24 protein-coding genes and 1 tRNA gene are annotated in these 22,151 nt (G+C 68.4%); 13 read left to right on the forward strand and 12 right to left on the reverse strand.

Features of this window, described 5'->3' with window-relative positions:
• The first annotated feature begins 201 nt into the window (after positions 1-201).
• A complete protein-coding gene (locus ASD34_RS09795) occupies positions 202-657 on the forward strand; it encodes a hypothetical protein (protein ID WP_056576364.1) in 456 nt (151 codons plus the stop codon).
• A gap of 144 nt (positions 658-801) precedes the next feature.
• A complete protein-coding gene (locus ASD34_RS09800) occupies positions 802-1,269 on the forward strand; it encodes an Lrp/AsnC ligand binding domain-containing protein (protein ID WP_056576367.1) in 468 nt (155 codons plus the stop codon).
• Positions 1,270-1,275: 6 nt separating this feature from the next.
• Here the strand turns inward: ASD34_RS09800 and ASD34_RS09805 are convergent, their stop codons facing one another.
• Positions 1,276-1,977, reverse strand: a complete 702-nt coding sequence (locus ASD34_RS09805; RefSeq protein WP_056576371.1) for a YggS family pyridoxal phosphate-dependent enzyme — start codon at positions 1,975-1,977, stop codon at positions 1,276-1,278.
• 51 nt (positions 1,978-2,028) lie between these two features.
• Here ASD34_RS09805 and ASD34_RS09810 point away from each other — a divergent pair, with 51 nt between their 5' ends.
• The 3 genes from ASD34_RS09810 to ASD34_RS09820 all read left to right on the forward strand — a co-directional run bounded on the left by ASD34_RS09810 (position 2,029) and on the right by ASD34_RS09820 (position 5,204).
• Complete coding sequence (locus ASD34_RS09810) at positions 2,029-3,072, forward strand: type IV pilus twitching motility protein PilT (RefSeq protein WP_056576373.1); 1,044 nt, start codon at positions 2,029-2,031, stop codon at positions 3,070-3,072.
• Positions 3,073-3,097: 25 nt separating this feature from the next.
• Positions 3,098-4,234, forward strand: a complete 1,137-nt coding sequence (locus ASD34_RS09815) for a PilT/PilU family type 4a pilus ATPase (protein ID WP_056576376.1) — start codon at positions 3,098-3,100, stop codon at positions 4,232-4,234.
• A gap of 61 nt (positions 4,235-4,295) precedes the next feature.
• Positions 4,296-5,204 (forward strand): NAD(P)-dependent oxidoreductase, encoded by a 909-nt coding sequence (locus ASD34_RS09820; protein ID WP_056576379.1) that lies wholly within the window; start codon positions 4,296-4,298, stop codon positions 5,202-5,204.
• Positions 5,205-5,234: 30 nt separating this feature from the next.
• Here the strand turns inward: ASD34_RS09820 and ASD34_RS09825 are convergent, their stop codons facing one another.
• The 3 genes from ASD34_RS09825 to ASD34_RS09835 form a co-directional block, all read right to left on the reverse strand.
• On the reverse strand, positions 5,235-6,029 hold the full coding sequence (locus tag ASD34_RS09825) for a BON domain-containing protein (RefSeq protein WP_056576382.1): 795 nt from the start codon (positions 6,027-6,029) through the stop codon (positions 5,235-5,237).
• Positions 6,026-6,676 (reverse strand): SIS domain-containing protein, encoded by a 651-nt coding sequence (locus ASD34_RS09830; RefSeq protein ID WP_056576385.1) that lies wholly within the window; start codon positions 6,674-6,676, stop codon positions 6,026-6,028. Before ASD34_RS09830 ends, ASD34_RS09825 begins: the two co-directional genes overlap by 4 nt.
• Positions 6,677-6,759: 83 nt before the next feature.
• Complete coding sequence (locus ASD34_RS09835; protein ID WP_056576389.1) at positions 6,760-7,131, reverse strand: YraN family protein; 372 nt, start codon at positions 7,129-7,131, stop codon at positions 6,760-6,762.
• A gap of 47 nt (positions 7,132-7,178) precedes the next feature.
• On the opposite strand from ASD34_RS09835, the gene rsmI reads away from it, so the two are divergent.
• Complete coding sequence (gene rsmI / locus ASD34_RS09840; protein WP_056576391.1) at positions 7,179-8,138, forward strand: 16S rRNA (cytidine(1402)-2'-O)-methyltransferase; 960 nt, start codon at positions 7,179-7,181, stop codon at positions 8,136-8,138.
• A 3-nt stretch (positions 8,139-8,141) separates the two neighbouring features.
• Here rsmI and ASD34_RS09845 read toward each other — a convergent pair whose 3' ends face one another.
• The 4 genes from ASD34_RS09845 to ASD34_RS09860 all read right to left on the reverse strand — a co-directional run bounded on the left by ASD34_RS09845 (position 8,142) and on the right by ASD34_RS09860 (position 10,145).
• Positions 8,142-8,870: a glutathione S-transferase gene (locus tag ASD34_RS09845; RefSeq protein WP_056576394.1), complete on the reverse strand. Its 729-nt coding sequence runs from the start codon at positions 8,868-8,870 to the stop codon at positions 8,142-8,144.
• A 95-nt stretch (positions 8,871-8,965) separates the two neighbouring features.
• Complete coding sequence (locus ASD34_RS09850; RefSeq protein WP_056576397.1) at positions 8,966-9,190, reverse strand: hypothetical protein; 225 nt, start codon at positions 9,188-9,190, stop codon at positions 8,966-8,968.
• A 163-nt stretch (positions 9,191-9,353) separates the two neighbouring features.
• Positions 9,354-9,428: transfer RNA gene (locus ASD34_RS09855), tRNA-Arg, on the reverse strand.
• Between the two features lie 42 nt (positions 9,429-9,470).
• A complete protein-coding gene (locus tag ASD34_RS09860; protein WP_082548571.1) occupies positions 9,471-10,145 on the reverse strand; it encodes a TetR family transcriptional regulator in 675 nt (224 codons plus the stop codon).
• A gap of 179 nt (positions 10,146-10,324) precedes the next feature.
• Here ASD34_RS09860 and ASD34_RS09865 point away from each other — a divergent pair, with 179 nt between their 5' ends.
• The 4 genes from ASD34_RS09865 (at position 10,325) to ASD34_RS09880 (ending at position 16,980) form a co-directional block, all read left to right on the forward strand.
• The gene (locus tag ASD34_RS09865) at positions 10,325-11,638 is read left to right on the forward strand and encodes an efflux RND transporter periplasmic adaptor subunit (RefSeq protein WP_056576399.1); all 1,314 of its coding nucleotides are present in this window, start codon (positions 10,325-10,327) and stop codon (positions 11,636-11,638) included.
• 15 nt (positions 11,639-11,653) lie between these two features.
• Positions 11,654-14,818 carry an efflux RND transporter permease subunit gene (locus ASD34_RS09870; protein ID WP_056576402.1) on the forward strand — a complete coding sequence of 1,055 codons (3,165 nt, stop codon included), beginning with the start codon at positions 11,654-11,656 and terminating at the stop codon, positions 14,816-14,818.
• Positions 14,811-16,235 carry an efflux transporter outer membrane subunit gene (locus ASD34_RS09875; protein WP_056576404.1) on the forward strand — a complete coding sequence of 475 codons (1,425 nt, stop codon included), beginning with the start codon at positions 14,811-14,813 and terminating at the stop codon, positions 16,233-16,235. Before ASD34_RS09870 ends, ASD34_RS09875 begins: the two co-directional genes overlap by 8 nt.
• A 115-nt stretch (positions 16,236-16,350) precedes the next feature.
• A complete protein-coding gene (locus ASD34_RS09880; RefSeq protein ID WP_056576407.1) occupies positions 16,351-16,980 on the forward strand; it encodes a c-type cytochrome in 630 nt (209 codons plus the stop codon).
• 99 nt (positions 16,981-17,079) lie between these two features.
• Here ASD34_RS09880 and ASD34_RS09885 read toward each other — a convergent pair whose 3' ends face one another.
• From ASD34_RS09885 to ASD34_RS09900, 4 genes are all read right to left on the reverse strand, one after another.
• Positions 17,080-17,628: a DUF2946 family protein gene (locus ASD34_RS09885; RefSeq protein ID WP_056576409.1), complete on the reverse strand. Its 549-nt coding sequence runs from the start codon at positions 17,626-17,628 to the stop codon at positions 17,080-17,082.
• Positions 17,621-18,637: a YheT family hydrolase gene (locus ASD34_RS09890; RefSeq protein ID WP_056576412.1), complete on the reverse strand. Its 1,017-nt coding sequence runs from the start codon at positions 18,635-18,637 to the stop codon at positions 17,621-17,623. The genes ASD34_RS09885 and ASD34_RS09890 overlap by 8 nt, the downstream gene beginning before the upstream one ends.
• A gap of 81 nt (positions 18,638-18,718) precedes the next feature.
• Positions 18,719-19,171, reverse strand: a complete 453-nt coding sequence (locus ASD34_RS09895; RefSeq protein WP_056577215.1) for a YybH family protein — start codon at positions 19,169-19,171, stop codon at positions 18,719-18,721.
• Between the two features lie 52 nt (positions 19,172-19,223).
• The gene (locus tag ASD34_RS09900) at positions 19,224-20,027 is read right to left on the reverse strand and encodes a hypothetical protein (protein WP_056576416.1); all 804 of its coding nucleotides are present in this window, start codon (positions 20,025-20,027) and stop codon (positions 19,224-19,226) included.
• Positions 20,028-20,074: 47 nt separating this feature from the next.
• Between ASD34_RS09900 and ASD34_RS09905 the strand changes: the two genes are divergently transcribed.
• Genes ASD34_RS09905 through ASD34_RS09915 form a run of 3 tightly spaced genes read left to right on the forward strand, consistent with a single transcriptional unit; the run spans position 20,075 to position 22,147 of the window.
• The gene (locus ASD34_RS09905; protein WP_200937565.1) at positions 20,075-20,674 is read left to right on the forward strand and encodes a LemA family protein; all 600 of its coding nucleotides are present in this window, start codon (positions 20,075-20,077) and stop codon (positions 20,672-20,674) included.
• 13 nt (positions 20,675-20,687) lie between these two features.
• Positions 20,688-21,611: a TPM domain-containing protein gene (locus ASD34_RS09910; RefSeq protein WP_056576419.1), complete on the forward strand. Its 924-nt coding sequence runs from the start codon at positions 20,688-20,690 to the stop codon at positions 21,609-21,611.
• Positions 21,612-21,616: 5 nt separating this feature from the next.
• The gene (locus ASD34_RS09915) at positions 21,617-22,147 is read left to right on the forward strand and encodes a TPM domain-containing protein (RefSeq protein ID WP_056576422.1); all 531 of its coding nucleotides are present in this window, start codon (positions 21,617-21,619) and stop codon (positions 22,145-22,147) included.
• The last annotated feature ends 4 nt before the right edge of the window (positions 22,148-22,151 follow it).

Below are 22,151 nucleotides of genomic sequence, written 5' to 3' on the forward strand. Positions count from 1 at the left end.
ACTGCGGGCGGTGCGCCATGGCTTATGCATGCCGCGATGGCGGTTATGCAAGAGAAGTTGGAAGGCGCCTTTCGGTCCCTCGAGGCGCGGCCCGACGCAGGTCGATACGCACATGACAAAACCGTCATCCAACCGTTATCGCTCGCGTGGATGCGCTTCATACAGTCGTTCTCACCAACCACCCTCTAGGAGCTAACGCACATGACGCTGTCTTCCACCACCCGCCTGCTGAACACCGCCGCCGTCGCCGCCCTGCTCGGCCTTGCAGCCGCACCGAGCTTTGCCGGCAACTACGCCGAAGGCGATCCGCGTCCCGCGCCGTTCGCGTCGTCGACGACGCGCGCTGCCGTGACGGCCGACGCCCAGCAGTGGCTGAAGACCGCGCCCACCCAGGGCTACAACGAGACTATGGGCCAGGCACCGGTCGTGGTCTCGGCCAACAGCCGCGCCGCCGTGGCGGCCGACACGCAACTGTGGATTCGCTCGGGTCTCGCCGCCCAGCAGTCGGGCGAAGCTGGCGCCGACATGTCGCGCCCCGGCTACCGCGAAGCCCAGGCCGCCTACACCAGGCTGCGCGAAGGCCCGGCCTACGGCGCGCTGGTCGATCAGCTCTCGGGCCGCCAGGCCGCCGCGCCCGGCACGACCACGGTGCGCTGAACGTCGGTGCATCCACGGTTTTCGGTAGTTTTGATCACCTAAAAAGGGTAGTCCAACGGTATTCCTTGGTTCTATCTCCTACGGCCTGAACAAATAGGCCGAATTTCTCGCAGTCGATCGATGCGGGCGCCGGATAATTCTCGAATGCTTGATCTGGACCGCATCGATCTGCGCCTGCTGAAGATCCTTCAGGAAGACGGGCGCATCACCAATCTCAAGCTGGCGGAGGCCGTGGCGCTCTCCCCCACGGCGGTGCTGGCGCGCGTGCAGCGCCTCACGCGCGACGGCTTCATCCTGGGTTACGAGGCCCGGCTCGACCCCTACAAGCTGGAGCGCGGCTTCACCGTCTTCGTCGAGGTGCTGCTCGACCGCACCACCGCCAACGTCTTCGACCAATTCAAGGCCGCCGTACAGGTGCGCGACGAGATCATGGAATGCCACATGGTCGCCGGCGGCTTCGACTACCTCCTCAAGACCCGCATGGCCGACATGGCCGCCTACCGGGAATTCGCCGGCACGGTGCTGTGGCAGCTGCCGGGCGTGCGCGAGACGCGCACCTACGCCGTCATGGAAGAGGTGAAGAGCAGCGCGCGCTTGCCGCTGGGGGTCTGACCGGCTTCAGGCGGACTTGCGCACCCTGCCACCGAAGATCGCCGTGCCGATGCGCACCATCGTGCTGCCGGCACTGACCGCCGCTTCGAGGTCGCCGCTCATGCCCAGCGACAGCGTGTCCAGCGCAATGCCCGCCGCGCGGATCGATTCGAATACCGCATGCGCGCGCAGGCACAGTTCGCGTTGTGCCGCGAAATCGGGCGCCGGTTCGGGGATTGCCATGAGTCCGCGCAGCTGCAGCTGTGGCAAGGCCGCCACAGCGCGCGCGAGGGCCAGGGCCTCTTCCGGTGGCACGCCGGACTTGTTCGCGCCGCCATCCACGTTGACCTGCAGGCACACCTGCAGCGGTGGCAGATGGGTTGGTCGCTGGGCCGACAGGCGCTCAGCGATCTTCAGGCGCTCGATGCTGTGGACCCAGTCGAACTGCTCGGCCACGGGCCGCGTCTTGTTGCTCTGCAGAGGGCCGATGCAGTGCCATTCGAGCCCCGCGCGCAGGTCGGCCAGCGCGGCGATCTTGTCCAGCCCCTCCTGCACGTAGTTCTCGCCGAACGCCGCCTGGCCCGCCGCGTGCGCCTCGCGCACGGCCTGCGGCCCGAAGGTCTTGGACACCGCCAGCAGGCGCACCGCCGACGGGTCGCGCCCGGCGTCTGCACAGGCCTGGTCGATTCGGGCCCTTACTTGCTGGAGGTCGTCGCCAATCATCGTCATAATCTTCCGAATTCGTATCAAAACGTCACCAAAGCCTGCCTGAGGAGCCCCGTGGACATCACCCAACTGCTGGCGTTCAGCGTCAAGAACAAAGCCTCCGACCTGCACCTGTCGGCCGGCCTGCCGCCGATGATCCGCGTGAACGGCGACGTGCGCCGCATCAACGTCGATGCGCTGGACCACAAGGCGGTGCACGCCATGGTGTACGACATCATGAGCGACACGCACCGCAAGCACTACGAAGAGTTCCTGGAGGTCGACTTCTCGTTCGAGATCGACGGCCTCGCGCGCTTTCGCGTGAACGCCTTCAACCAGGCACGCGGCGCGGCGGCGGTGTTCCGGACCATTCCTTCGAAGATCCTCACGCTCGAGCAGCTCAACGCCCCGAAGATTTTCGGCGAACTCGCACTCAAGCCGCGCGGGCTGGTGCTGGTGACGGGCCCCACGGGCTCGGGCAAGTCGACCACGCTGGCGGCGATGGTCAACTACCTCAACGAGAACGAGTACGGCCACATCCTCACGGTGGAAGACCCGATCGAGTTCGTGCACGAGTCGAAGAAGTGTCTGATCAACCAGCGCGAGGTAGGGCCGATGACGCTGTCGTTCTCGAACGCCTTGCGCTCCGCGCTGCGCGAAGACCCGGACGCCATTCTGGTGGGCGAGCTGCGCGACCTCGAAACCATCCGCCTCGCGATGACAGCAGCCGAAACGGGCCACCTGGTGTTCGGCACGCTGCACACCTCGTCGGCCGCCAAGACCATCGACCGGATCATCGACGTGTTCCCGGGCGAGGAAAAGGAAATGATCCGCGCGATGCTGTCGGAATCGCTGCAGGCGGTGATCTCGCAGACGCTGTGCAAGACCAAGGACGGCCAGGGCCGCGTGGCGGCGCACGAGATCATGCTGGGCACGCCGGCCATCCGCAACCTGATCCGCGAAGCCAAGGTGGCGCAGATGTACTCCACCATCCAGACCGGCCAGGGCTCGGGCATGCAGACGCTCGACCAGAACCTGACGGAACTGGTGCGCCGCAACACGATCTCTGCCGCCGAAGCGCGCGGCAAGGCCAAGATCCCAGAAAACTTCCCCGGCTGATCACAGCCCGCACAGGACCGACATCATGGAACGCGATCAAGCCAGCCAGTTCATCAACGACCTGCTCAAGCTCATGGTGAGCCGCAACGGCAGCGACCTGTTCATCACCGCCGACTTCCCGCCGGCCATCAAGGTCGACGGCAAGGTCACCAAGGTGTCGCAGCAGGCGCTGGGCGCGCAGCACACGCTGGCGCTCACGCGCTCGATCATGAACGACCGCCAGACGGCCGAGTTCGAGCGCACGAAAGAGTGCAACTTCGCGATCTCGCCGACGGGCATCGGGCGCTTTCGCGTCAACGCGTTCGTGCAGCAGGGCAAGGTCGGCATGGTGCTGCGGACCATTCCCGCCAAGCTGCCGACCATCGATGGCCTGGGCATGCCGCAGGTGCTCAAGGACGTGTCGATGACCAAGCGCGGCCTGTGCATCCTGGTGGGCGCCACGGGCTCCGGCAAGTCGACCACGCTGGCCGCGATGATCGACTGGCGCAACGAAAACTCGTACGGCCACATCGTCACGGTGGAAGACCCGGTCGAGTTCGTGCACCCGCACAAGAACTGCGTGGTGACGCAGCGCGAAGTGGGCATCGACACCGACAGCTGGGAAGCGGCGCTGAAGAACACGCTGCGCCAGGCGCCCGACGTGATCCTGATGGGTGAAATCCGCGACCGCGAGACCATGGAGCATGCCGTGGCCTTCGCCGAAACCGGCCACCTGTGCATGGCCACGCTGCACGCCAACAGCGCCAACCAGGCGCTGGACCGCATCATCAACTTCTTCCCCGAAGAGCGCCGCGCGCAGTTGCTGATGGACCTGTCGCTGAACCTGCGTTCGCTGGTGTCGCAGCGGCTGGTGCCCACCGAAGACGGCCAAGGCCGCGTGGCCGCCGTCGAAATCCTGCTGAACACCCCGCTGATCTCCGACCTGATCTTCAAGGGCGAAGTGGGCGAGATCAAGGAGGTCATGAAGAAGAGCCGCAACCTGGGCATGCAGACCTTCGACCAGGCGCTGTTCGACCTGTTCGAAGGCAACGCCATCAACTTCGAAGAAGCGATCCGCAACGCCGACTCGGCCAACGACCTGCGCCTGCAGATCAAGCTCAACAGCCAGCGCGCGCGCAGCACCGACCTGGCGGCCGGCACCGAGCACTTCGCGATCGTCTGAGGCCGCCTGCCGGGGTGTCCGGACGTGCCGGCTTTCTTTCTTTGGCTTTAAGCTGTCGGCCATGAGCAGCATCAACCCCCGCACCTACGAATCCGTTCCCGCCCAGACGGTGGCCTTCCTCGGCCTCGGCGTCATGGGCGGGCCCATGGCCGGGCACCTGGCCAGGGCCGGCCACACGGTCACGGTCTACAACCGCACACCCGCCAAGTCGCAGGCCTGGGTCGCCGAGTTCGGCGCGCCGGGCCGCCACGCCCCCACACCGCGCGAAGCGGCGGCCGGCGCGGACATCGTGTTCTGCTGCGTCGGCAACGACGACGACCTGCGCTCGGTGGTGCTGGGCGACGACGGCGCCCTGGCCGGCATGAAGCCCGGCGCTGTGCTGGTCGACCACACCACGGCCTCGGCCGACGTGGCGCGCGAGCTGTCGAAGGCGGCGCTGGCGCGCGGCCTGCACTTCATCGACGCGCCCGTGTCGGGCGGCCAGGCGGGCGCGCAGAACGGTGCGCTCACCGTGATGTGCGGCGGCGACGCGGCGGTGTTCGAACGCATCAAGCCGGTGGCCATGGCCTTCTCGCGCGCGGTCACGCTGCTGGGCGACAGCGGCGCGGGCCAGCTCGCGAAGATGGTCAACCAGATCGCCATCGCGGGGCTGGTGCAGGGCCTGTCGGAAGCCATCGCCTTCGGCCAGCGCGCCGGGCTCGACATGGAAGCCGTGCTCGGCGTCATCGGCAAGGGCGCCGCCCAGAGCTGGCAGATGGACAACCGCGGCAAGACCATGATCGAAGGCAAGTTCGACTACGGCTTTGCCGTCGACTGGATGCGCAAGGACCTGGGCCTGGTGCTCGACGAAGCCAAGCGCAACGGCGCGCGCGTGCCGGTGACGGCGCTGGTCGACCAGTTCTATGCCGACGTGCAGCAGGCGGGCGGCAGGCGCTGGGACACGTCGAGCCTCATCACTCGGCTCAAATGAAAAAAGCCCGCGGAAGCGGGCTTTTTGATTTCAGCGGACCGGCGAGGTGGTCGCACCGCCGGCCGGCGCCGGCAGCGGTTCCATCGGCGGCAGCGGCACGCGCGAACCCGAGGACGCAGCCGGTGCCGACGGCGTTGCGTTGCTGACCGGCGCGGGCCCCGTGCCGCCGCGCTGCGCGGCAGCCTGGTTCGCCGCCTGGCTCGCCGCGAGGTCGGCCTCGCTCACCACCTCGACCACGCGCACGACCTTGGCCACGCCGGTCACGCCGCGCGTGATTTCGGTGGCGCGGTCGGTCTCGCGGCGGGTGGCGATGCCCATCAGGTAGACCGTGCCACGCTCGGTCACGACCTTGAAGGAGTTGGCGAAGATGTCCTTGGCATCGAGCAGCGAGGCCTTCACCTTGCCGGTGATGTACAGGTCGTTCGAGCGGTCCTGGAAGGTGCTTGGCGCGCCGATGGTGAGTTCGTTGACCACCGAGCGCACGTTGACGACACGGCTCACCTCGTCTTCCACACGGCGGCGGTCGGCGTCGCTGCCGACGGCGCCGGTCAGCAACACCTGGCGGTTGTAGCTGGTGACGCTCACGTACATGTTGTCGTTGGCGATGTCGCGCACGCGAGCCGCAGCACGCAGCTCGATGCCCTGGTCGTCGAGCTGGGCGCCCGAGCTGCGGCGGTCGGTCGCCACCATGCCCACGCCCACCACCGCGGCGCCGCCCACGACGAGCGGCACGCAGGCGGACAAGCCGCCCACCAGAGCAGCACCGAGGGTGAGCGCGAGAGCGAAACGTTGGGTCGAGGCCTTGGTCAGGGTCGTCATGGTCATGAGGAAACTTCCTGTTCTCCGAGTAACTGGGCATCCACGCCGTCGCACAGGCAATGCAGCGCGAGCAGGTGGATTTCGTGGATGCGTGCCGCACGCTCGTGCGGCACGCTGATCTGGACGTCGGTTTCACGCAGCGCGCGCCCGATGGTGCCGCCAGTGCCGCCCGTGGCTGGGGCACCTGACGCGGCCGCCGCCAAGCCGGTCGCGGCGTTGCCGAGCAGCGCAACCACCGTCATGTCGCGCTCATGCGCAGCGAGCACGGCGGCCAGCACCGCGGCCGAATGACCGCTGGCGCTGAGCACCAGCAGCACGTCGCCGGCCTGGCCGAGCGCGCGAACCTGGCGCGCGAAGCGGTCGGCATCGGCGGCCTGCGGGCTGTCGGCCGCCGGGTCGGTGGTGTCGCCGGGCAGCGCGATGGCGCCCAGCTCGGGCCGCTCGCGTTCGAAGCGGCCCACGAAATTCGAGGCGAACTGCGCGGCGAGCAAACCCGACACGCCGGCCCCGCAGGCCAGCACCTTGCCGCCGCTGGTCACGCAGGCCAGCAGGGCCTGCATCGCCTGGGAGATGGGTTTGCTGAGGACCGGTCCGGTCTGGTATTTGAGATCGGCACTGTCGATGAAGTGCTGCTGAATCCGTTGCTCGAGCATGGGGCGCGATGATAACTGGGGGTCGTGAAACAAGACGTGAGTGGTGGAGCCTTCCGGAAGGCTTCAGTTCCCTGGCGGGCGCGTCAGCCAGCATCGAAGGCGGCTTTCAGCCAGGTGATTTTCTCCTCGATCAGCACCACGTCGAACCGGCACGGCGGCAGCGACCGCAACCGGCCCAGGTAATGCCGCGCAGCCAGCACGATGCGTCGCTGCTTGCGCGCCGTGATGCTGCCGCCCGCGCCACCGTGCGAGGCCGCGCTGCGCTGGCGCACCTCGACAAACACCAGCGTGCCGTCGCGCGGATCGCGCATGATCAGGTCGACCTCGCCGCCGCCGCGCCCCGGCGTTCGATAATTGCGCGCGACCGGCACGAGGCCGGCCCGGCGAAGGTGGTCGAGCGCGGCGTCTTCCGCCGCATCGCCGCGATGCTTCGTCGTCGTGATGCTTGTCGTCATGGCTCCCTGCCCTGTTTTTTGTTTTCGCTGCCCTACGGAGAAACCTCTTGGCTTCACTCGCCCCTGCTTCCTTCGGCGCGGCCCTGCCGGCCGCGCACGACGCCGCGGGCGCGCAGCATTATCCGCAGGGCACGCTGTATGTCGTCGCCACGCCGATCGGCAACCTGGCCGACATCACGCTGCGCGCACTGCATGTGCTGCAGCTGGTGGACGTCATCGCCTGCGAGGACACGCGCCACACGCAGACCCTGCTGCGCGCCTACGGCATCGACCGCCCCGGCGCGCGGCTGCTCGCGGTGCACCAGCACAACGAAGCCGAGGCCGCGCAGGCCGTGGTCGCGCGCCTTGCGCAGGGCGAACGCATCGCCTACGTGAGCGACGCCGGCACGCCCGGCGTGAGCGACCCCGGCGCGCGCCTGGCCGCCGCCGTGCGCGCGGCCGGCCAGCGCGTGCTGCCGCTGCCTGGCGCCAGCAGCGTCGTCACGCTCATGAGCGCCGCCGGGCTCGTGGCCGACGGAGGCGAGAGCAACGCGCACAACAGCAGCGCCTTCGTGTTCGCGGGCTTCCTGCCGACCAAGGCCGGCGAGCGCGACACTGCCGTGCAGGCGCTCATGCAAGAACCGCGCGCCGTGGTGTTGCTGGAAGCGCCGCACCGCATCGAAACGCTGGCCCGCGCACTCGCCATGCTGGGCGAACGCCGCATCACCGTGGGCCGCGAGCTCACCAAGCAGTTCGAGGAGATCGCCACCGTGGCGGCCAGCGCGCTGCCCGACTGGTTCGGCGCCGACCGCGACCGCATGCGCGGCGAGTTCGCCCTCGTGCTGCACCCCGTGGCCGTGAGCGGCGACGGCGGCGCGGAAGGCGAACGCGTGCTGCGCCTGTTGCTGGCGGAACTGCCGGTGAAGACGGCCGTGAAGCTGGCCGCAGAGATCAGCGGCGCGCCGCGCAACACGCTGTATGACCTGGCACTGCGCATCCGCAACGAAGCCGACAGCGACAGCGCGTAGCCCTCAGCCATCCAGTTCGGCATAGCGCCGAAAGATCCCGTCCTCGTTGAACGCAATGCGGCGCGGGCTCTGCAGATAGTCGTGCACGCGCTGGCGCCGCCGGATGTTGGCGTGCAGCTTCACGACCGCAGGCACATCGGCCAGTGCCCGCGCGGCGGCTCTCGGAAAGGCGTACTGCAGGCCGTCCACCAGCTGGAACAGCGACAGGTCGGCGTAGGTGAGCACGTCGCCGACGAGGTGCAGGTCGCCCGCAGGGTTGCGCTGCAGCACCTGCTCGAACCAGTTCAGGAACTTCGGGATGCGTGCTTCGCGGAAGGCACGTGCACGCTGCACGGCCGCGTCGCGCTGGTCTTCGTAATAGTCACCGGTCGAGATCGGGTGGTGGGTGTCGTGCGCCTCGGCCACGGCATCGGCGATGGTCAGTTGGAGCTGATGGGTCCACAGGCCGTCCGATTCGCCGATGCCGGCCAGTCCGAGCTTGGGTCCAAGGTACAGCAGGATCGCCGCGGTCTGGCCGACCACGATGTCGCCATCGATGAGGAACGGCGGCGCGAATGCGGCGCGCGGGTTGTCGGGATCGCCGAGGCGCTGCCCCAGCGCGGACTCGCCACCGCCTTGCGACGCGGGCAACCGCGCGACGTCGACGTAGTCGGCGCCCGCGGCCTCGAGTGCGAGCCGCACGAATTCGCCGCGGCCCTGGATCGTGGGCCAGTAATGAAGTTGGTATGCCATGCGGTCATGGTGTCAGGGCCGACGGGCGCCCGCAACCGACGACCAGCCATGAGCGGTGTCGGATCAGGCCGCGCCGGCCCGCGACCGCAACCGGATCACCAGAACTTCCACCACGGGCGCGGCGGCTGCCGCAGGGCCAGGGGGCGGGTGTCCAGGTCGGCGCTCTGGCTTGGGGGAATCGAATCGCCAAAGCGGCGCCGCATTTCGGTCTCGAGGGCATGTGCGATGCCGCGGGCCTGTTTCTCGCCGCGCAGCGCGCGCCGACGCCATTCGGCGGCGTGTGCTGCGAGGCTGGTTTCGTCCAGTTCGGTGAGCTCCATATGCGAGGAATTTTTACATGCGTGCGACTGGGTGACGGGGTGCAACGGCGTGTCACGGCCCGGTCGCGCGGATCTCCGGATCGGCCTTGTCTGGCAAGGCCGGGCCGGGTCGGGGAAGAAGTGAAAAAACCGGAAGCCCTTGCGGAATTTCCGGTCTTGAAGGTGGTCCCGCCGCCAGGAATCGAACCTGGATCTCAGCCTTCGGAGGGCCGAATTCTATCCGTTGAAATACAGCGAGAGGGGTGCTCCGAAAAGCACTGGAGCCGCACATTATGGCCTATCAGGCCTCGGCGGTTTCTGCGTCCTGTGCCGTGGGAACGGCTCCGCCCGACGTGCGCGGGAAACCGAGCCCGAACAGGTAGACGCGGAAGGTGCGCCGTCCGGTCGGCACGAGGTCGAAGGCAGTGGGGTCGAGCAGCCAGTTCTGGATCAGCCCGCCGATGAGCGCGTGCATGCCCTGCGCCGCCATCGCGCCGGGGATCGGCAGCTTGATGCGGGCGCGCCGCGCGGCCAGCCGCAGGGCTTTTTCGAAATCGACCACGCAGGCGTTGCGGGCGTCGAGGTGGCGTTGCTGCACCGAGGCCATGTCGTGCGTGTATTCGACCTTGTGGGTCGCGATGTCGAAGACGCGCCGCACCTGCAGGTCGGTGACCATGAGCGTCAGCGCATGGACCATGCCCTCCTCGATCTCGGCCAGCGGGTCGTCGCTGCCGCCGGGCGCCTCACTCTTGGGCGGCGTTTCCAGCGGCAGGATCACGCGCTCCATCATGGCGTTGAACAGGTCGGCCTTGTCCTTGAAGTGCCAGTAGATGGCGCCGCGCGTCGCGCCGGCCTGCTGCGCAATCTGCTGCAGCGTGGTCTGCGAAACACCTTGCGCCTGAAACAACAGCTCCGCGGCATCGAGCAATCGATTCCGCGTTGCCAGTGCTTCTTCCTTCGTACGACGTGCCACCAAGTCTCCTGATTTGTAAAGCGAACGCCCTTTGCGTATCGTGGGGCCATTGCATGGCTGTCACTATACATCCATGAATGTATGTAAACTAGCGCGCTTCCCGGATGGCCCACCTGCTCGTGCTGGTTTACGGATCTCTCCCGCAAACGCGCCATCTCCCGTCTTCGCATCAAAGGAATCACATGCCTCTTCTGCATGTCTCGCGTCAACCGTCCTTGTCGTTTTCGCCGCGTCTCGCGACCGTGGCCCTCGTCTCCCTCCTGTTCCTGGCCGCCTGCGGCAAGGGCGAGGCCCCGGCCGGACCGGGCGGTGGCGGCGGTGGCGCCCGTCCGGCGCCTGAAGTCGGCGTGGTGGTGGTCAAGCCCACCGACGTGGGCCTGGTGACCGAACTGCCCGGCCGCCTCGAAGCCTCGCGCATCGCCCAGGTGCGCGCCCGCACGCCGGGCATCCTGCTCAAGCGCGAGTTCCGCGAAGGCAGCGACGTGAAGGCCGGCCAGCTGCTGTTCCGCATCGACCCGGCACCGCTGGTGGCCGCCACGCAGAACGCCCAGGCCGCGCTGGCCCGCGCCGAAGCCAACGCCGTGCAGGCCAAGGCGCTGGCCGACCGATACAAGCCGCTGGTCGAGGCCAACGCCGTGAGCAAGCAGGAATACGCGACGGCCGTGGCCTCCGCCAAGACGGCCGAAGCCGACGTGGCCGCCAACCGCGCGCTGCTGCAGACCGCCAAGATCAACCAGGGCTATGCCGATGTCACCTCGCCCATCGCGGGCCGCATCGGCCGCGCGCTGGTCACCGAAGGCGCTCTGGTCGGCCAGGGTGACGCCACCGAGCTGGCCGTGGTGCAGCAGATCAACCCGCTGTACGTGAACTTCACGCAGTCGGCCTCCGACGTGCTCAAGCTGCGCCGCGCCGTGGCCGCCGGCCAGTACAAGCGTGCCAGCGGCGAAGAAGCCGCGAGCATCCGCGTGGTGCTCGAAGACGGCACCGACTACGCGCAGGACGGCAAGCTGCTGTTCTCCGACCTCACGGTCGACCCGACCACGGGCCAGGTCACGCTGCGCGCGGAGATCCCGAACCCCAAGGGCGAGCTGCTGCCTGGCCTGTACGTGCGCGTGAAGCTCGAGCAGGCGCAGGTGACGAACGCGATCACGGTGCCGCAACAGGCCGTCACGCGCACCCAGCAGGGTGACCACGTGACGGTGGTCGGCGCCGACGGCAAGCTGAGCCAGCGCACTGTGAAGATCAGCGCCGCCAAGGACAACCAGTGGGTGGTGCTCGACGGCCTGAAGGCCGGCGAACAGGTGATGGTCGACGGCTTCCAGCGCCTGCAGATGATGCCGCCCGGCACGCCCGTGAAGGCGGTGCCGTGGCAAAAGCCGGCGCCGAACGGCGCGGCTGCCCCAGCGGCGGCTGCACCCGCGGCGCCGGCAGCGTCTGCTGCCGCGGCGCCCGCCGCCAGCCCGGCTTCGGCCTCGGCCTCGGCTGACAAGAAGTAATCAGGAGCGCCTCGCATGGCCAAATTCTTTATCGACCGACCGATCTTCGCGTGGGTGATCGCACTGTTCATCATCGTGCTGGGCGGCGTCTCCATCACGCAGTTGCCGATCTCGCAGTACCCGCCAGTGGCCCCGCCGGCCATCGTGATCAACGTCGCCTACCCCGGGGCCTCCGCGCAAACGCTCGAGGACAGCGTGCTGTCCGTGATCGAGCGCGAAATGAACGGTTCGCCCGGCCTGATCTACATGGAATCGGTGGCCCAGGCCGACGGCACCGGCGCCATTACCATCAGCTTCGAGGCCGGCACCAACGAAGACCTCGCGCAGGTGGACGTGCAGAACCGGCTCTCGCGCGCCACGCCGCGGTTGCCCTCGGCCGTGACGCAGCAGGGCGTGCGCGTGGACAAGTCGCGCAACAACTTCCTGCTGTTCGCGATGCTGTCCTCGGACAACCCCGACTTCGACCCGGTGGCGCTCGGTGACTATGCCGCGCGCAACATCGTGCCGGAACTGCAGCGGATCGACGGCGTGGGCCAGGCCCAGCTGTTCGGCTCCGAGAACGCGATGCGCATCTGGATCGACCCGGCGAAGCTGCAAGGCTTCAACCTGTCGTCCAACGACGTCAACACCGCGATCCGCGCGCAAAACGCCCAGGTGGCGTCGGGCACGCTCGGCGACCTGCCGAACATTCCCGGCCAGGCGATCTCCGCCACGGTCACGGTGAACGGCCAGCTCAACAGCGTCGAGCAGTTCCAGAACATCGTGCTGCGTGCCAACACCGACGGCTCGACCGTGCGCCTGAAGGACGTGGCGCGCGTCGAACTCGGTGGCCAGAACTACGCCACCTCCGCGCGCCTGAACGGCGTACCGGCGGTCGGTATCGGCGTGCAGCCCACGCCGACCGGCAACGCGCTGAAGTCGGCCAAGGCCGTGCGCGCCAAGATGGCCGAACTGGAGCGCTACTTCCCCAAGGGCGTGAAGTGGGACATTCCGTACGACAGCTCGCGCTTCGTGCAGATCTCGATCACCGAAGTGGTGAAGACGCTGTTCGAAGCCATCGCGCTGGTGTTCCTGGTGATGTTCCTGTTCCTGCAGAACTGGCGCTACACGATCATCCCGACCATCGTGGTGCCCATTGCACTGCTGGGCACCTTTGCCACGCTGCTCGCGCTGGGCTTCTCGATCAACGTGCTCACCATGTTCGGCATGGTGCTGGTGATCGGTATCGTGGTGGACGACGCCATCGTGGTGGTGGAGAACGTCGAGCGCATCATGAGCGAAGAGGGGCTGTCGCCGCTCGAGGCCACGCGCAAGGCGATGCAGCAGATCTCGGGCGCCATCATCGGCGTGACCGTGGTGCTGATCTCGGTGTTCGTGCCGCTGGCTTTCTTTGCGGGCTCGACCGGCAACATCTACCGCCAGTTCTCGGCGGTGATGGTGGCCTCGATCGGCTTCTCGGCCTTCATGGCGCTGTCGCTCACGCCGGCGCTGTGCGCCACGCTGCTCAAGCCGGTAGAAGCGGGCCACCACCACGAGAAGCGCGGCTTCTTCGGCTGGTTCAACCGCGGCTTCTCGCGCACGGCCAAGGGCTACGAAGGCGTGGTCGCGCGCATCCTGCGCCGCGCCGCACGCTACCTCGTGATCTACGCCGCGATCATCGGCGCCGTCGCGTACTTCTACACGCACCTGCCGAGCTCGTTCCTGCCCGAGGAAGACCAGGGCAACATCATCGTGAACGTGCAGCTGCCCCCGGGCGCCACGCAGGAGCGCTCGCTGTCGGTGATGCAGCAGGTCGAAGGCTTCATCCTGAAGCAGCCTGAAGTGCAGAGCATCGTGAGCGTGATGGGCTTCAGCTTCTCGGGCCAGGGCCAGAACGCGGGCCTTGCCTTCGTGACGCTGAAGGACTGGGAAGAACGCAAGGACCCGGCCCACTCGGCCAGCGCGCTGGCCGGCCGTGCCTTCGGTGCGCTGTCGGGCATCCGCGACGCCTTCATCTACCCGCTGAGCCCGCCGCCGATTCCCGAGCTGGGCAACGCCAGCGGCTTCAGCTTCCGGCTGCAGGACCGTTCCGGCGCAGGCCACGAGGCGCTGATCAACGCACGCAACCAGCTGCTGGGCATGGCCTCGCAAAGCAAGATCCTCGCGCAAGTGCGCCCGGACGGCCTGGAAGACGCGCCGCAGCTGGAGATCGACATCGACCGCGACAAGGCCAACGCCCTGGGCGTGAGCTTCGATGCGATCAACAGTGCGCTGTCGACCTCGCTGGGTTCGAGCTACATCAACGACTTCCCGAACCGCGGCCGCCTGCAGCGCGTGGTGGTGCAGGCCGACGCGCCGGCACGGATGCAACCCGACGACCTGCTGCGTCTGAACGCCGTCAACACCAAGGGCCAGCCGGTGCCGCTGTCGGCTTTCGCGACCACCAAGTGGGTCTCGGGCGCCACGCAGACGGTGCGCTACAACGGCTACCCCGCCATCCGCATCAGCGGTGACGCGGCGCCGGGCCAGAGCACGGGCGCGGCCATGGCCGAGATGGAAAAGCTCGCCGGCCAGCTGCCGCAAGGCTTCGGCTTCGAGTGGACCGGCCAGTCGCGCGAGGAAAAGCTCGCCGGCTCGCAGGCCATGATCCTGTACGGCTTCGCGATCCTGGCGGTGTTCCTCTGCCTGGCCGCGCTGTACGAGAGCTGGTCGATCCCGCTGTCGGTGATCCTGGTGGTGCCGCTGGGCGTGCTGGGTGTGCTGGTGGCGACGATGCTGCGCGCCTATTCCAACGACGTGTACTTCCAGGTGGGCCTGATCACCATCATCGGCCTGTCGGCGAAGAACGCGATTCTGATCATCGAGTTCGCGAAAGACCTGCAGGCACAGGGCCGCGGCGTGGTCGAGGCCGCGCTCGAAGCCGCGCACCTGCGGTTCCGTCCCATCATCATGACCTCGCTGGCCTTCGGCCTGGGCGTGCTGCCGCTGGTCCTGGCGTCGGGCGCAGGCTCGGCGAGCCAGCGTGCCATCGGCACCGGCGTGCTCGGCGGCATGGTGACCGGCACGATCCTGGCCGTGATCTTCGTGCCGGTGTTCTTCGTGGTGGTGCGCACGCTGTTCAAGGGCAGCGCGCGCCAGCACGAGGCCGACAAGCGGCACGCCGCAGCGGCCGGCATCACGGGAGACCACACACATGACTAAGAAACCTCTGATTCCCACCGTGCTGGCCGCCGCGATGCTGCTGGCAGGCTGCTCGCTGATCCCGACCTACGAGCGCCCTGCGGCGCCGGTGCCGACGACCTATCCGGGCGACCCGGCGCAGCCCTCGGGCCCCGCCGCGGCCGCCCTGCCCTGGCAGGACTTCTTCACCGACCCGCGCCTGGCGGGCCTGATCCAGACGGCGCTGGCAAACAACCGCGACCTGCGCGTATCGGTGCTCAACATCGAGCAGGCGCGTGCGCAGTTCCAGATCGAACGCTCGGCGCTGTTCCCGGCGCTCGGCCTCACGGGTGCGGGCTCGCGCTCGAGCCCCAACGCCTACCAGGCGATCGATCCCAGCCAGGGCAGCGTGGCGTCGCAGTACAGCGTCAACTTCGGATTCACCGCGTGGGAGCTCGACTTCTTCGGCCGCGTGCGCGCGCTGAAGGACCAGGCGCTGTCGCAGTACCTGGCCACCGAAGAGTCGCGCAAGGCCGCGCAGATCAGCCTGATCGCGGCCGTGGCCACCGGCTGGCTCACGCTGCTGGCCGACGACGAGCTGCTCGAGATCACGCGCCAGACCATGGTCACGCGCGACGAATCGGTGCGCCTGACCAAGCTGCGCTTCGACAACGGCGTGTCGTCCGAGATCGACTTCCAGGCTGCGAACTCGCAGGCCGAGACCGCGCGCGCCGCCTATGCGCAGCAGCAGCGCGCGCGCATGCAGGACGAGAACGCGCTCGCCCTGTTGCTCGGCGCGCCGGTACCGGCCGAGGCCACCGCCGGTGGCACCAAGGGACTCGCGGGCATCCGCCCGATGCCCGACGTGCCGGCCGGCCTGCCCTCCGACCTGCTGACCGAGCGGCCCGACATCCGCGCGGCCGAGCAGCAGTTGATTGCGGCCAACGCCAACATCGGCGCGGCGCGTGCGAACTTCTTCCCGCGCGTGTCGCTCACGAGTTCGATCGGCACCGCGAGCAGCGAGTTCTCTAACCTGTTCGATCGCGGCACCAAGGCCTGGAGCTTCGCGCCCACGGTCACGCTGCCGATCTTCGATGCGGGCCGCAACATCGCGGGGCTCAACTCGGCCAAGGCCGGGCGTGAGATCGCAGTGGCGCAGTACGAGAAGTCGGTCCAGACCGCCTTCCGCGAAGTGGCCGACGCGCTCGCGGGCCGCGCCACGCTGGGCGAGCAGGCGCGTGCGCAAACCGCGCAGGCCGACGCCGAGGCGGTGCGCTACAAGCTGTCTGACCTGCGCTATCGCAACGGCATTGCCAGCGCGCTCGACCTGCTCGACGCACAGCGTTCGCTGTTCACGGCGCAGCAATCGGCCGTCGCCACGCGCCTGCTGCAGCTGCAGAACCAGGTCACGCTGTACAAGACGCTGGGTGGCGGCTGGGCCACACGCAACAACGGTTGAGACACCTGCGCGTCCAATATGGAGAGGTCAATTGCCCGCGCGGGCAAAGGGCCTCTCTATAATCGCCGGTTGGTTAGAAAAAGCCCCCGACGAGCCCCCCGATATTGAGGACGCCATGAGCGCAGACCCGCACTACCAGGCCACAGAAGAAGCCCATACCGGCCCGATCAAGAACCCGAAGCAACTGCTGCTCGCGGTATTTTTTTCTTTCATCGTTCCGATCCTGATCATCGTGGGCCTTGTGTCCTATGTGGTCTCGGGCACCAAGCCCGCCGGTACCGCGGAGGGCGACAACATGGCGCTCTACGGCGTGACTCAGGAATCGCGTGACCGTGAAGTGGCCGAGCGCCTGAAGAAGGTCGGCTCCATCGAGATCCGTGACGCCAACCGGCCCCTGGCCGCCGGCGAAGCCGTGTTCAAGGCCCAGTGCGTGGCCTGCCACGGCGCTCCCGGCATCCCCGGCGCCCCGCACCTGAACGACGCTGCAGCCTGGGGCCCGCGCATCGGCCAAGGCTACGCCACGCTGCTCGAGCACGCGCTCAAGGGCAAGGGCGCAATGCCCGCCCAGGGCGGTGGCGACTTCGAAGACATCGAAATCGGCCGTGCCGTGGTGTACCTGGCCAACGCCGGTGGCGCCAAGTTCCCGGTGCCGGACCGTCCGGCAGCGGCTGCCGCGCCGGCCGAAGGCGCTTCGGCAGCGGCCAGCGCACCTGCCGCCGCTGCGGCCAGTGCGCCTGCCAAGTAAGCAGGCCATTGATCGACAGCGCCTCGCGCCCATGAAAAAACCGGCTTCGAGGCCGGTTTTTTCATGTCCCGGCGAACCGAGTTGCTATCTTTTCAATAGCTATTCAGCCGCACCGGCATGGCGTTGTGCCGGACTCAGTACATGCCCGAAGCGCCGCGGCAGGTCGACCGCCTGCACCGGCTCCGGGGTCCAGAGTCCCTGCTCGATCGCTTCGGCGGCGATGCCCACATCCTGCGTGTGCACGAGGCCCAGCCCCGCTGGCGCGACCAGATAGAGCCGCCCGGCTTCGTCGAGCAGGCAACCCGTCACCTCGGTGGGGGCGCCCGTGTGGGCCGTGACCGTAAACACGCTTGCGCTGTCTTGCGCCACGCGCCACACCAGCGGCGCCGCCTCCAGTTCGACATACACGCGCTGCGGCCCGTTCTGGAAGAACCACTGGCCGTCGGCGTCGTGCTCGTAGTTGCGGTGAATGAATTCGATCAGCTTGTCGTGCCGAAGCATCGAGCCCTTGGCGCTGTGGAACGGGCCCTGCGCCTGCGTGCGGTCGTCGCGCATGTACCAGTTGCCGCGCGCATCCAGGCCCAGCCAGCCGTAGCAGTGCGGCACGTTCGGCCACTTGGCCAGTGCCTGTTTGACGATGTCATCCATAGGCCGTATTTTGCGCGCGGGCCGACGAGAGGTGGTCTGCCAACCACCCTCCCACACACTCAGGCATTCCGCCCACATGACCCGGGGGCAGGCCGAGCGGAAAGCCCACGTGCCCGCCGCCTTCGGGCTGCCACAGCGTGACGTGCGAGCCGACCTCGTTCGGCCCGGGCAGGCTGCGGGCCGGAATGAAGGGATCGTTGCGGGCGTTCACCACCAGCGCGGGCACGCGGATCGCGCCCAGCAGCGGCTTGGACGAGCCACGCGCCCAGTAGTCGTCGGTGCCGCGAAAGCCGTGCAGCGGCGCCGTGAAAACGTCGTCGAAGTCGTAGAGATTGCGCGCCGCCATCAGCCGGTCGCGGTCGAACAGGCCCGGGAACTGCGCCAGCTTGGCCAGCGCCTTGGGCTTCATGGTCGCGAGGAACATGCGCGTGTAGACCAGCCGGTTGAAGCCGCGCCCGATCGCCTCGCCGCCCGCCGCCAGGTCGAGCGGCGCGCACACCGACGCCACCGCATCGACGCAGGCGCGCGCGGTGTCGCCCGCTTCGCAGGCCCAGCGCAGCAGCGCGTTGCCGCCCAGCGAGACGCCAACGGCCAGCACCGACCCGCCGCCGCCCTGCACCACGTGCTGCGCGTGCATGCGCCGCAGGATCCAGTCGATCTCCTCGTGATCGCCCGAGTGGTAGGCGCGCGGCGCGAGGTTCAGTTCGCCGCTGCAGCCGCGAAAGTGCGGGACCGCGAACGCCATGCCGCGCGACGCGGCAAAGGCCGCGAAGGCCTCGGCGTAGTGGCTGCGCGACGAGCCCTCGAGCCCGTGGAAGAGCACCAGCAGCGGCCGGGGGCCGGGCTGCGGTGCATCGGCGAAGTCGACATCGACGAAATCGCCGTCCGGCGCGGTCCAGCGCTCGCGGCGGTACACCGGAGCCGGCCCGTCGAAACGGCGCGACCACAGCGCGGGCCAGATGGTCTGCAGGTTGCCGCCGGGCAGCCAGCGGGGCGCGACGTAGCCCATGGCTTCGTGTGCGTCGGGCGGCGCGGACGTCGGTGAGAAAGAGGAAGAAGGAAACGCAGAGGCCATCGCTCGGGGCAGGACTCAATGAAGAACCTGCGGGGGATCGTTCGCATCGTCCGGCTCGCGCGCGCTGCCCGGGCTTGCGTGGTGCGCCACCAGGCGCCAGCCCTGCGCGGTCTTGTGATAGACGTTGGTGGCCAGCACGAAGGCATGGCGCGGCCCCTCGGCCGTGAGCACCTCGATGCGCTCCAGCACGTTGTGCACGGCGCTCGCGAGCGACTCGATCTTGCGCACGCGCGCCGGCGTCGCATGGATGGCGCCGTTGCCGAACATCTGCTCGAAGGCCGCGCGGATCGCCACCGCGCCCACCAGCCGCGGACCGCCGGGGTGGACGCAGAACACCTCGTCCTCGTCGGCCCAGCAGGCCATCAGCGCATCGACATCGCCGCGTTGCAGCGCTTCGTAGAAGGCGGCCTCGACATCGTCGGCAGTGCCGCCGATGGCCGCGGCGGCGCGGAAAGGGGTCTTGGGCATGGCGGTGAAGGGCAAGAGCGAAGGGGGTAGGCCCGATTTTGCCCTGCCCATGTCACGGCCATGTGGCAGCGGGTGACGGGGCAGCAGGCGCCTCGGAAACGGACGCGGGAATCAGCCACGCGCGCGCCGCTGCCTCCGTGGCACCCTGCGCGGCCTGCCACACCATCTCGGGCGCGGCGACGTGCACGCCGGGCGGTGCCACGCGCAGCGCGAGGTCGACCAGCTCGGCCATCTTGGGTGCGCGCACCGGCTGCTCGTTGGCCGGCACCATGAACCGCATGATCGACAGCATCCAGGCCGCCAGCCGCTCGCCCACGTTGGCCAGGCGCACGGCCACAGGCTTGCGCGCCGAGCGCAGCAGGATCACGCGCTCGAAACCGCAGGCGACCACGGCTTGCTCGTCGAGGCTGGCCAGCCCGCGCTTGAGCGCCTCGGGCAGCCGGCCGCGGTCGTGCGGCTGCACGATGGCCAGCGTGCGCACACCGCTGGCGCGCAGCCAGCGCGCCAGCTCGGGCAGATCGGCGGGGTCGGGATGCCACAGCGCACGTTCGCGGCCGTGGTGCAGGCGCGGCGGATCGAAGGCGACCACCGCGACATCGGCCGCGACCAACGGCCACTGCGCAATCGGCAACACCGGGCACTGTACGGTCTCGACGCCGGCCAGCCCGTCGTGCATGGGCTCGCGAGCCAGCACGCGCGTGTGCCGGAAGCGGTGGCGGCCCGCGAGCCGGTGCAGCAGCTCCTGCCCGAGCGCGCCGGTCGCGCCCGCAATCAGCAGCGTGCCGGCGGGCGATGCGGCAGCGTGGGGCACCGCGCGGTTCGCGGCTTGCAGGGCGTGGAAGGGATCGAGGGCCATGACCCCGTCTATGCTAACTTCGGCCTTCTTCTGCGGAGGTAATGCAAATGATGATGAAGCGCTGGTTCCTGATTCTCGCGGCCGTCCTGTCCCTCAGCGGATGCGGCTACAACCAGTTCCAGTCCCTCGACGAGGCCAGCAAGTCGGCCTGGAGCGAGGTCCTCAACCAGTACCAGCGGCGTGCCGACCTCGTGCCGAACATCGTCGCCACCGTGAAGGGCGAGGCCAGCTTCGAGCAGGACACGCTCACCAAGGTGATCGAGGCACGCGCCAAGGCCACCTCGATCCAGGTCACGCCCGAAACGCTCAACAACCCCGAGGCCTTCAACAAGTTCCAGCAGGCGCAGGGCGAACTCTCGTCGGCGCTGTCGCGGCTGATGGTGGTGTCGGAGCGCTACCCCGAGCTCAAGGCCAACCAGGCGTTCCGCGACCTGCGCGTGACGCTCGAGGGCACCGAGAACCGCATCACCGTGGCGCGCAACCGCTACATCGAGAGCGTGCAGGAGTACAACGTGCTCTCGCGCAGCTTCCCGACCAACCTCACGGCCATGGTCTTCGGCTACAAGCCCAAGGCGAATTTCTCGGTGCAGAACGAAGCCCAGATCTCGACGCCGCCCACGGTCGATTTCGGCACCCCGAAGAAGTAAGAAGCGGCGCCCGATGGCCGCCCTGATTCGCCGCGCACTGGCTGCGATCGTTGTCGCAGCCCTTGCATGGGCCGGCCTGCCCGCGCTGGCGCAAGGCCTGCTGCCGATCCCCGCCCTCACGGCGCGCGTGATCGACCAGACCGCCACGCTCGACGCCGCGCAGCGCTCGGGCCTCGAAACCAAGCTCGCGGCCTTCGAGCAGCGCAAGGGCTCGCAGATCGTGGTGCTCATGGTGCCGAGCACGGCGCCCGAAGACATCGCGAGCTATACGCAGCGCGTGGGTGACACCTGGAAAATCGGACGCAAGGGCGTGGGCGACGGCCTCCTCGTGATCGTCGCCAAGGATGATCGCAAGATGCGCATCGCCACCGCCAAGGCGCTCGAAGGCGCGGTGCCCGACCTCGCGGCGGTGCGCATCATCGACGAAGAGATGAAGCCGCGCTTTCGCAACAACGACTTCGCGGGCGGCCTCAACGCCGCGGTCGACCGGCTCATCGGCCTGGTCGACGGCGAGCCGCTGCCGGAGCCTTCGCGCGACATCGGCAGCGGCGGCAGCAACAGCGATGATTTCGACTGGGAAAACCTCGCGATCTTCCTGTTCGTCGGTGTCTTCGTCGGCGCCCCGATCGCGCGCGCCATCCTGGGCAAGACCATGGGCTCGGTCGCCATGGGCGGCGGCATCGGCGTGGTCGCGTTTCTCCTCACGACCAGCACCGTGATCGCGGTGATCGCCGGGATGCTCGCGCTCATGGTGTCGCTGTTCTCCGGTCTTGCCGGCTTCGGCCCGGGCCGTGGCGGCAGAGGCGGCGGCGGGGGGGGCTGGAGCAGCGGCGGCGGTGGCGGCAGCTGGGGCGGCGGAGGCGGAGGGGGCGGCGGCGGTTTCAGCTCCGGCGGCGGTGGCAATTTTGGCGGCGGCGGCGCTTCGGGAGACTGGTGAAACACATGGCAACTACAGATCCCACGTTCTTCTCGAAGCTGGGCCGCATCTGGCGGCATCTCTGGACCGACGAAGCCACCGTGCGCCGCGTGCTGCCGGCCGACGCGATGGAGCGCCTGGCCGGTCGCGTGGCCGCGAGCGAGCGGCGCCACAGCGGCGAGGTTCGCATCTGCGTCGAAGCAGGGCTGCCGATGTCGTACCTGTGGCGCCACGCGTCGCCCCGCGAGCGCGCCGTTGCGATGTTCGGCAAGCTGCGCGTGTGGGACACCGCACACAACAACGGCGTGCTGATCTACCTGCTGCTGGCCGAGCATGCCATCGAGATCGTGGCCGACCGCGGCATCGACGCCCACGTGGGCAGCGCCGAATGGGCCGCGATGACGCAGCGCATGGCCGTGGCGTTCCGCGAAGGCCGCTTCGAAGACGGCATCACGCTGGCGCTGGAAGAAGTGTCGGCGCTGCTGGTGGCCCACTTCCGGCTGGCCGACGACCAGCCCGACACCAACGAGCTGCCCGACGCACCCGTGGTGCTCTGAATTT

The organism is Variovorax sp. Root473, assembly GCF_001426505.1.
In the GTDB taxonomy this organism is placed as follows: domain Bacteria; phylum Pseudomonadota; class Gammaproteobacteria; order Burkholderiales; family Burkholderiaceae_C; genus Variovorax.

What these genes read in the sequence shown, in the direction of transcription:
- ASD34_RS09795 (WP_056576364.1), top strand. Translation starts at nt 202, where the DNA reads ATGACGCTGTCTTCCACCACCCGCCTGCTGAACACCGCCGCCGTCGCC.
- ASD34_RS09800 (WP_056576367.1), top strand. Translation starts at nt 802, where the DNA reads ATGCTTGATCTGGACCGCATCGATCTGCGCCTGCTGAAGATCCTTCAG.
- ASD34_RS09805 (WP_056576371.1), bottom strand. Translation starts at nt 1,977, where the DNA reads ATGACGATGATTGGCGACGACCTCCAGCAAGTAAGGGCCCGAATCGAC.
- ASD34_RS09815 (WP_056576376.1), top strand. Translation starts at nt 3,098, where the DNA reads ATGGAACGCGATCAAGCCAGCCAGTTCATCAACGACCTGCTCAAGCTC.
- ASD34_RS09820 (WP_056576379.1), top strand. Translation starts at nt 4,296, where the DNA reads ATGAGCAGCATCAACCCCCGCACCTACGAATCCGTTCCCGCCCAGACG.
- ASD34_RS09825 (WP_056576382.1), bottom strand. Translation starts at nt 6,029, where the DNA reads ATGACCATGACGACCCTGACCAAGGCCTCGACCCAACGTTTCGCTCTC.
- ASD34_RS09830 (WP_056576385.1), bottom strand. Translation starts at nt 6,676, where the DNA reads ATGCTCGAGCAACGGATTCAGCAGCACTTCATCGACAGTGCCGATCTC.
- ASD34_RS09835 (WP_056576389.1), bottom strand. Translation starts at nt 7,131, where the DNA reads ATGACGACAAGCATCACGACGACGAAGCATCGCGGCGATGCGGCGGAA.
- ASD34_RS09845 (WP_056576394.1), bottom strand. Translation starts at nt 8,870, where the DNA reads ATGGCATACCAACTTCATTACTGGCCCACGATCCAGGGCCGCGGCGAA.
- ASD34_RS09850 (WP_056576397.1), bottom strand. Translation starts at nt 9,190, where the DNA reads ATGGAGCTCACCGAACTGGACGAAACCAGCCTCGCAGCACACGCCGCC.
- ASD34_RS09865 (WP_056576399.1), top strand. Translation starts at nt 10,325, where the DNA reads ATGCCTCTTCTGCATGTCTCGCGTCAACCGTCCTTGTCGTTTTCGCCG.
- ASD34_RS09870 (WP_056576402.1), top strand. Translation starts at nt 11,654, where the DNA reads ATGGCCAAATTCTTTATCGACCGACCGATCTTCGCGTGGGTGATCGCA.
- ASD34_RS09875 (WP_056576404.1), top strand. Translation starts at nt 14,811, where the DNA reads ATGACTAAGAAACCTCTGATTCCCACCGTGCTGGCCGCCGCGATGCTG.
- ASD34_RS09880 (WP_056576407.1), top strand. Translation starts at nt 16,351, where the DNA reads ATGAGCGCAGACCCGCACTACCAGGCCACAGAAGAAGCCCATACCGGC.
- ASD34_RS09885 (WP_056576409.1), bottom strand. Translation starts at nt 17,628, where the DNA reads ATGGATGACATCGTCAAACAGGCACTGGCCAAGTGGCCGAACGTGCCG.
- ASD34_RS09890 (WP_056576412.1), bottom strand. Translation starts at nt 18,637, where the DNA reads ATGGGCTACGTCGCGCCCCGCTGGCTGCCCGGCGGCAACCTGCAGACC.
- ASD34_RS09895 (WP_056577215.1), bottom strand. Translation starts at nt 19,171, where the DNA reads ATGCCCAAGACCCCTTTCCGCGCCGCCGCGGCCATCGGCGGCACTGCC.
- ASD34_RS09900 (WP_056576416.1), bottom strand. Translation starts at nt 20,027, where the DNA reads ATGGCCCTCGATCCCTTCCACGCCCTGCAAGCCGCGAACCGCGCGGTG.
- ASD34_RS09905 (WP_200937565.1), top strand. Translation starts at nt 20,075, where the DNA reads ATGATGATGAAGCGCTGGTTCCTGATTCTCGCGGCCGTCCTGTCCCTC.
- ASD34_RS09910 (WP_056576419.1), top strand. Translation starts at nt 20,688, where the DNA reads ATGGCCGCCCTGATTCGCCGCGCACTGGCTGCGATCGTTGTCGCAGCC.
- ASD34_RS09915 (WP_056576422.1), top strand. Translation starts at nt 21,617, where the DNA reads ATGGCAACTACAGATCCCACGTTCTTCTCGAAGCTGGGCCGCATCTGG.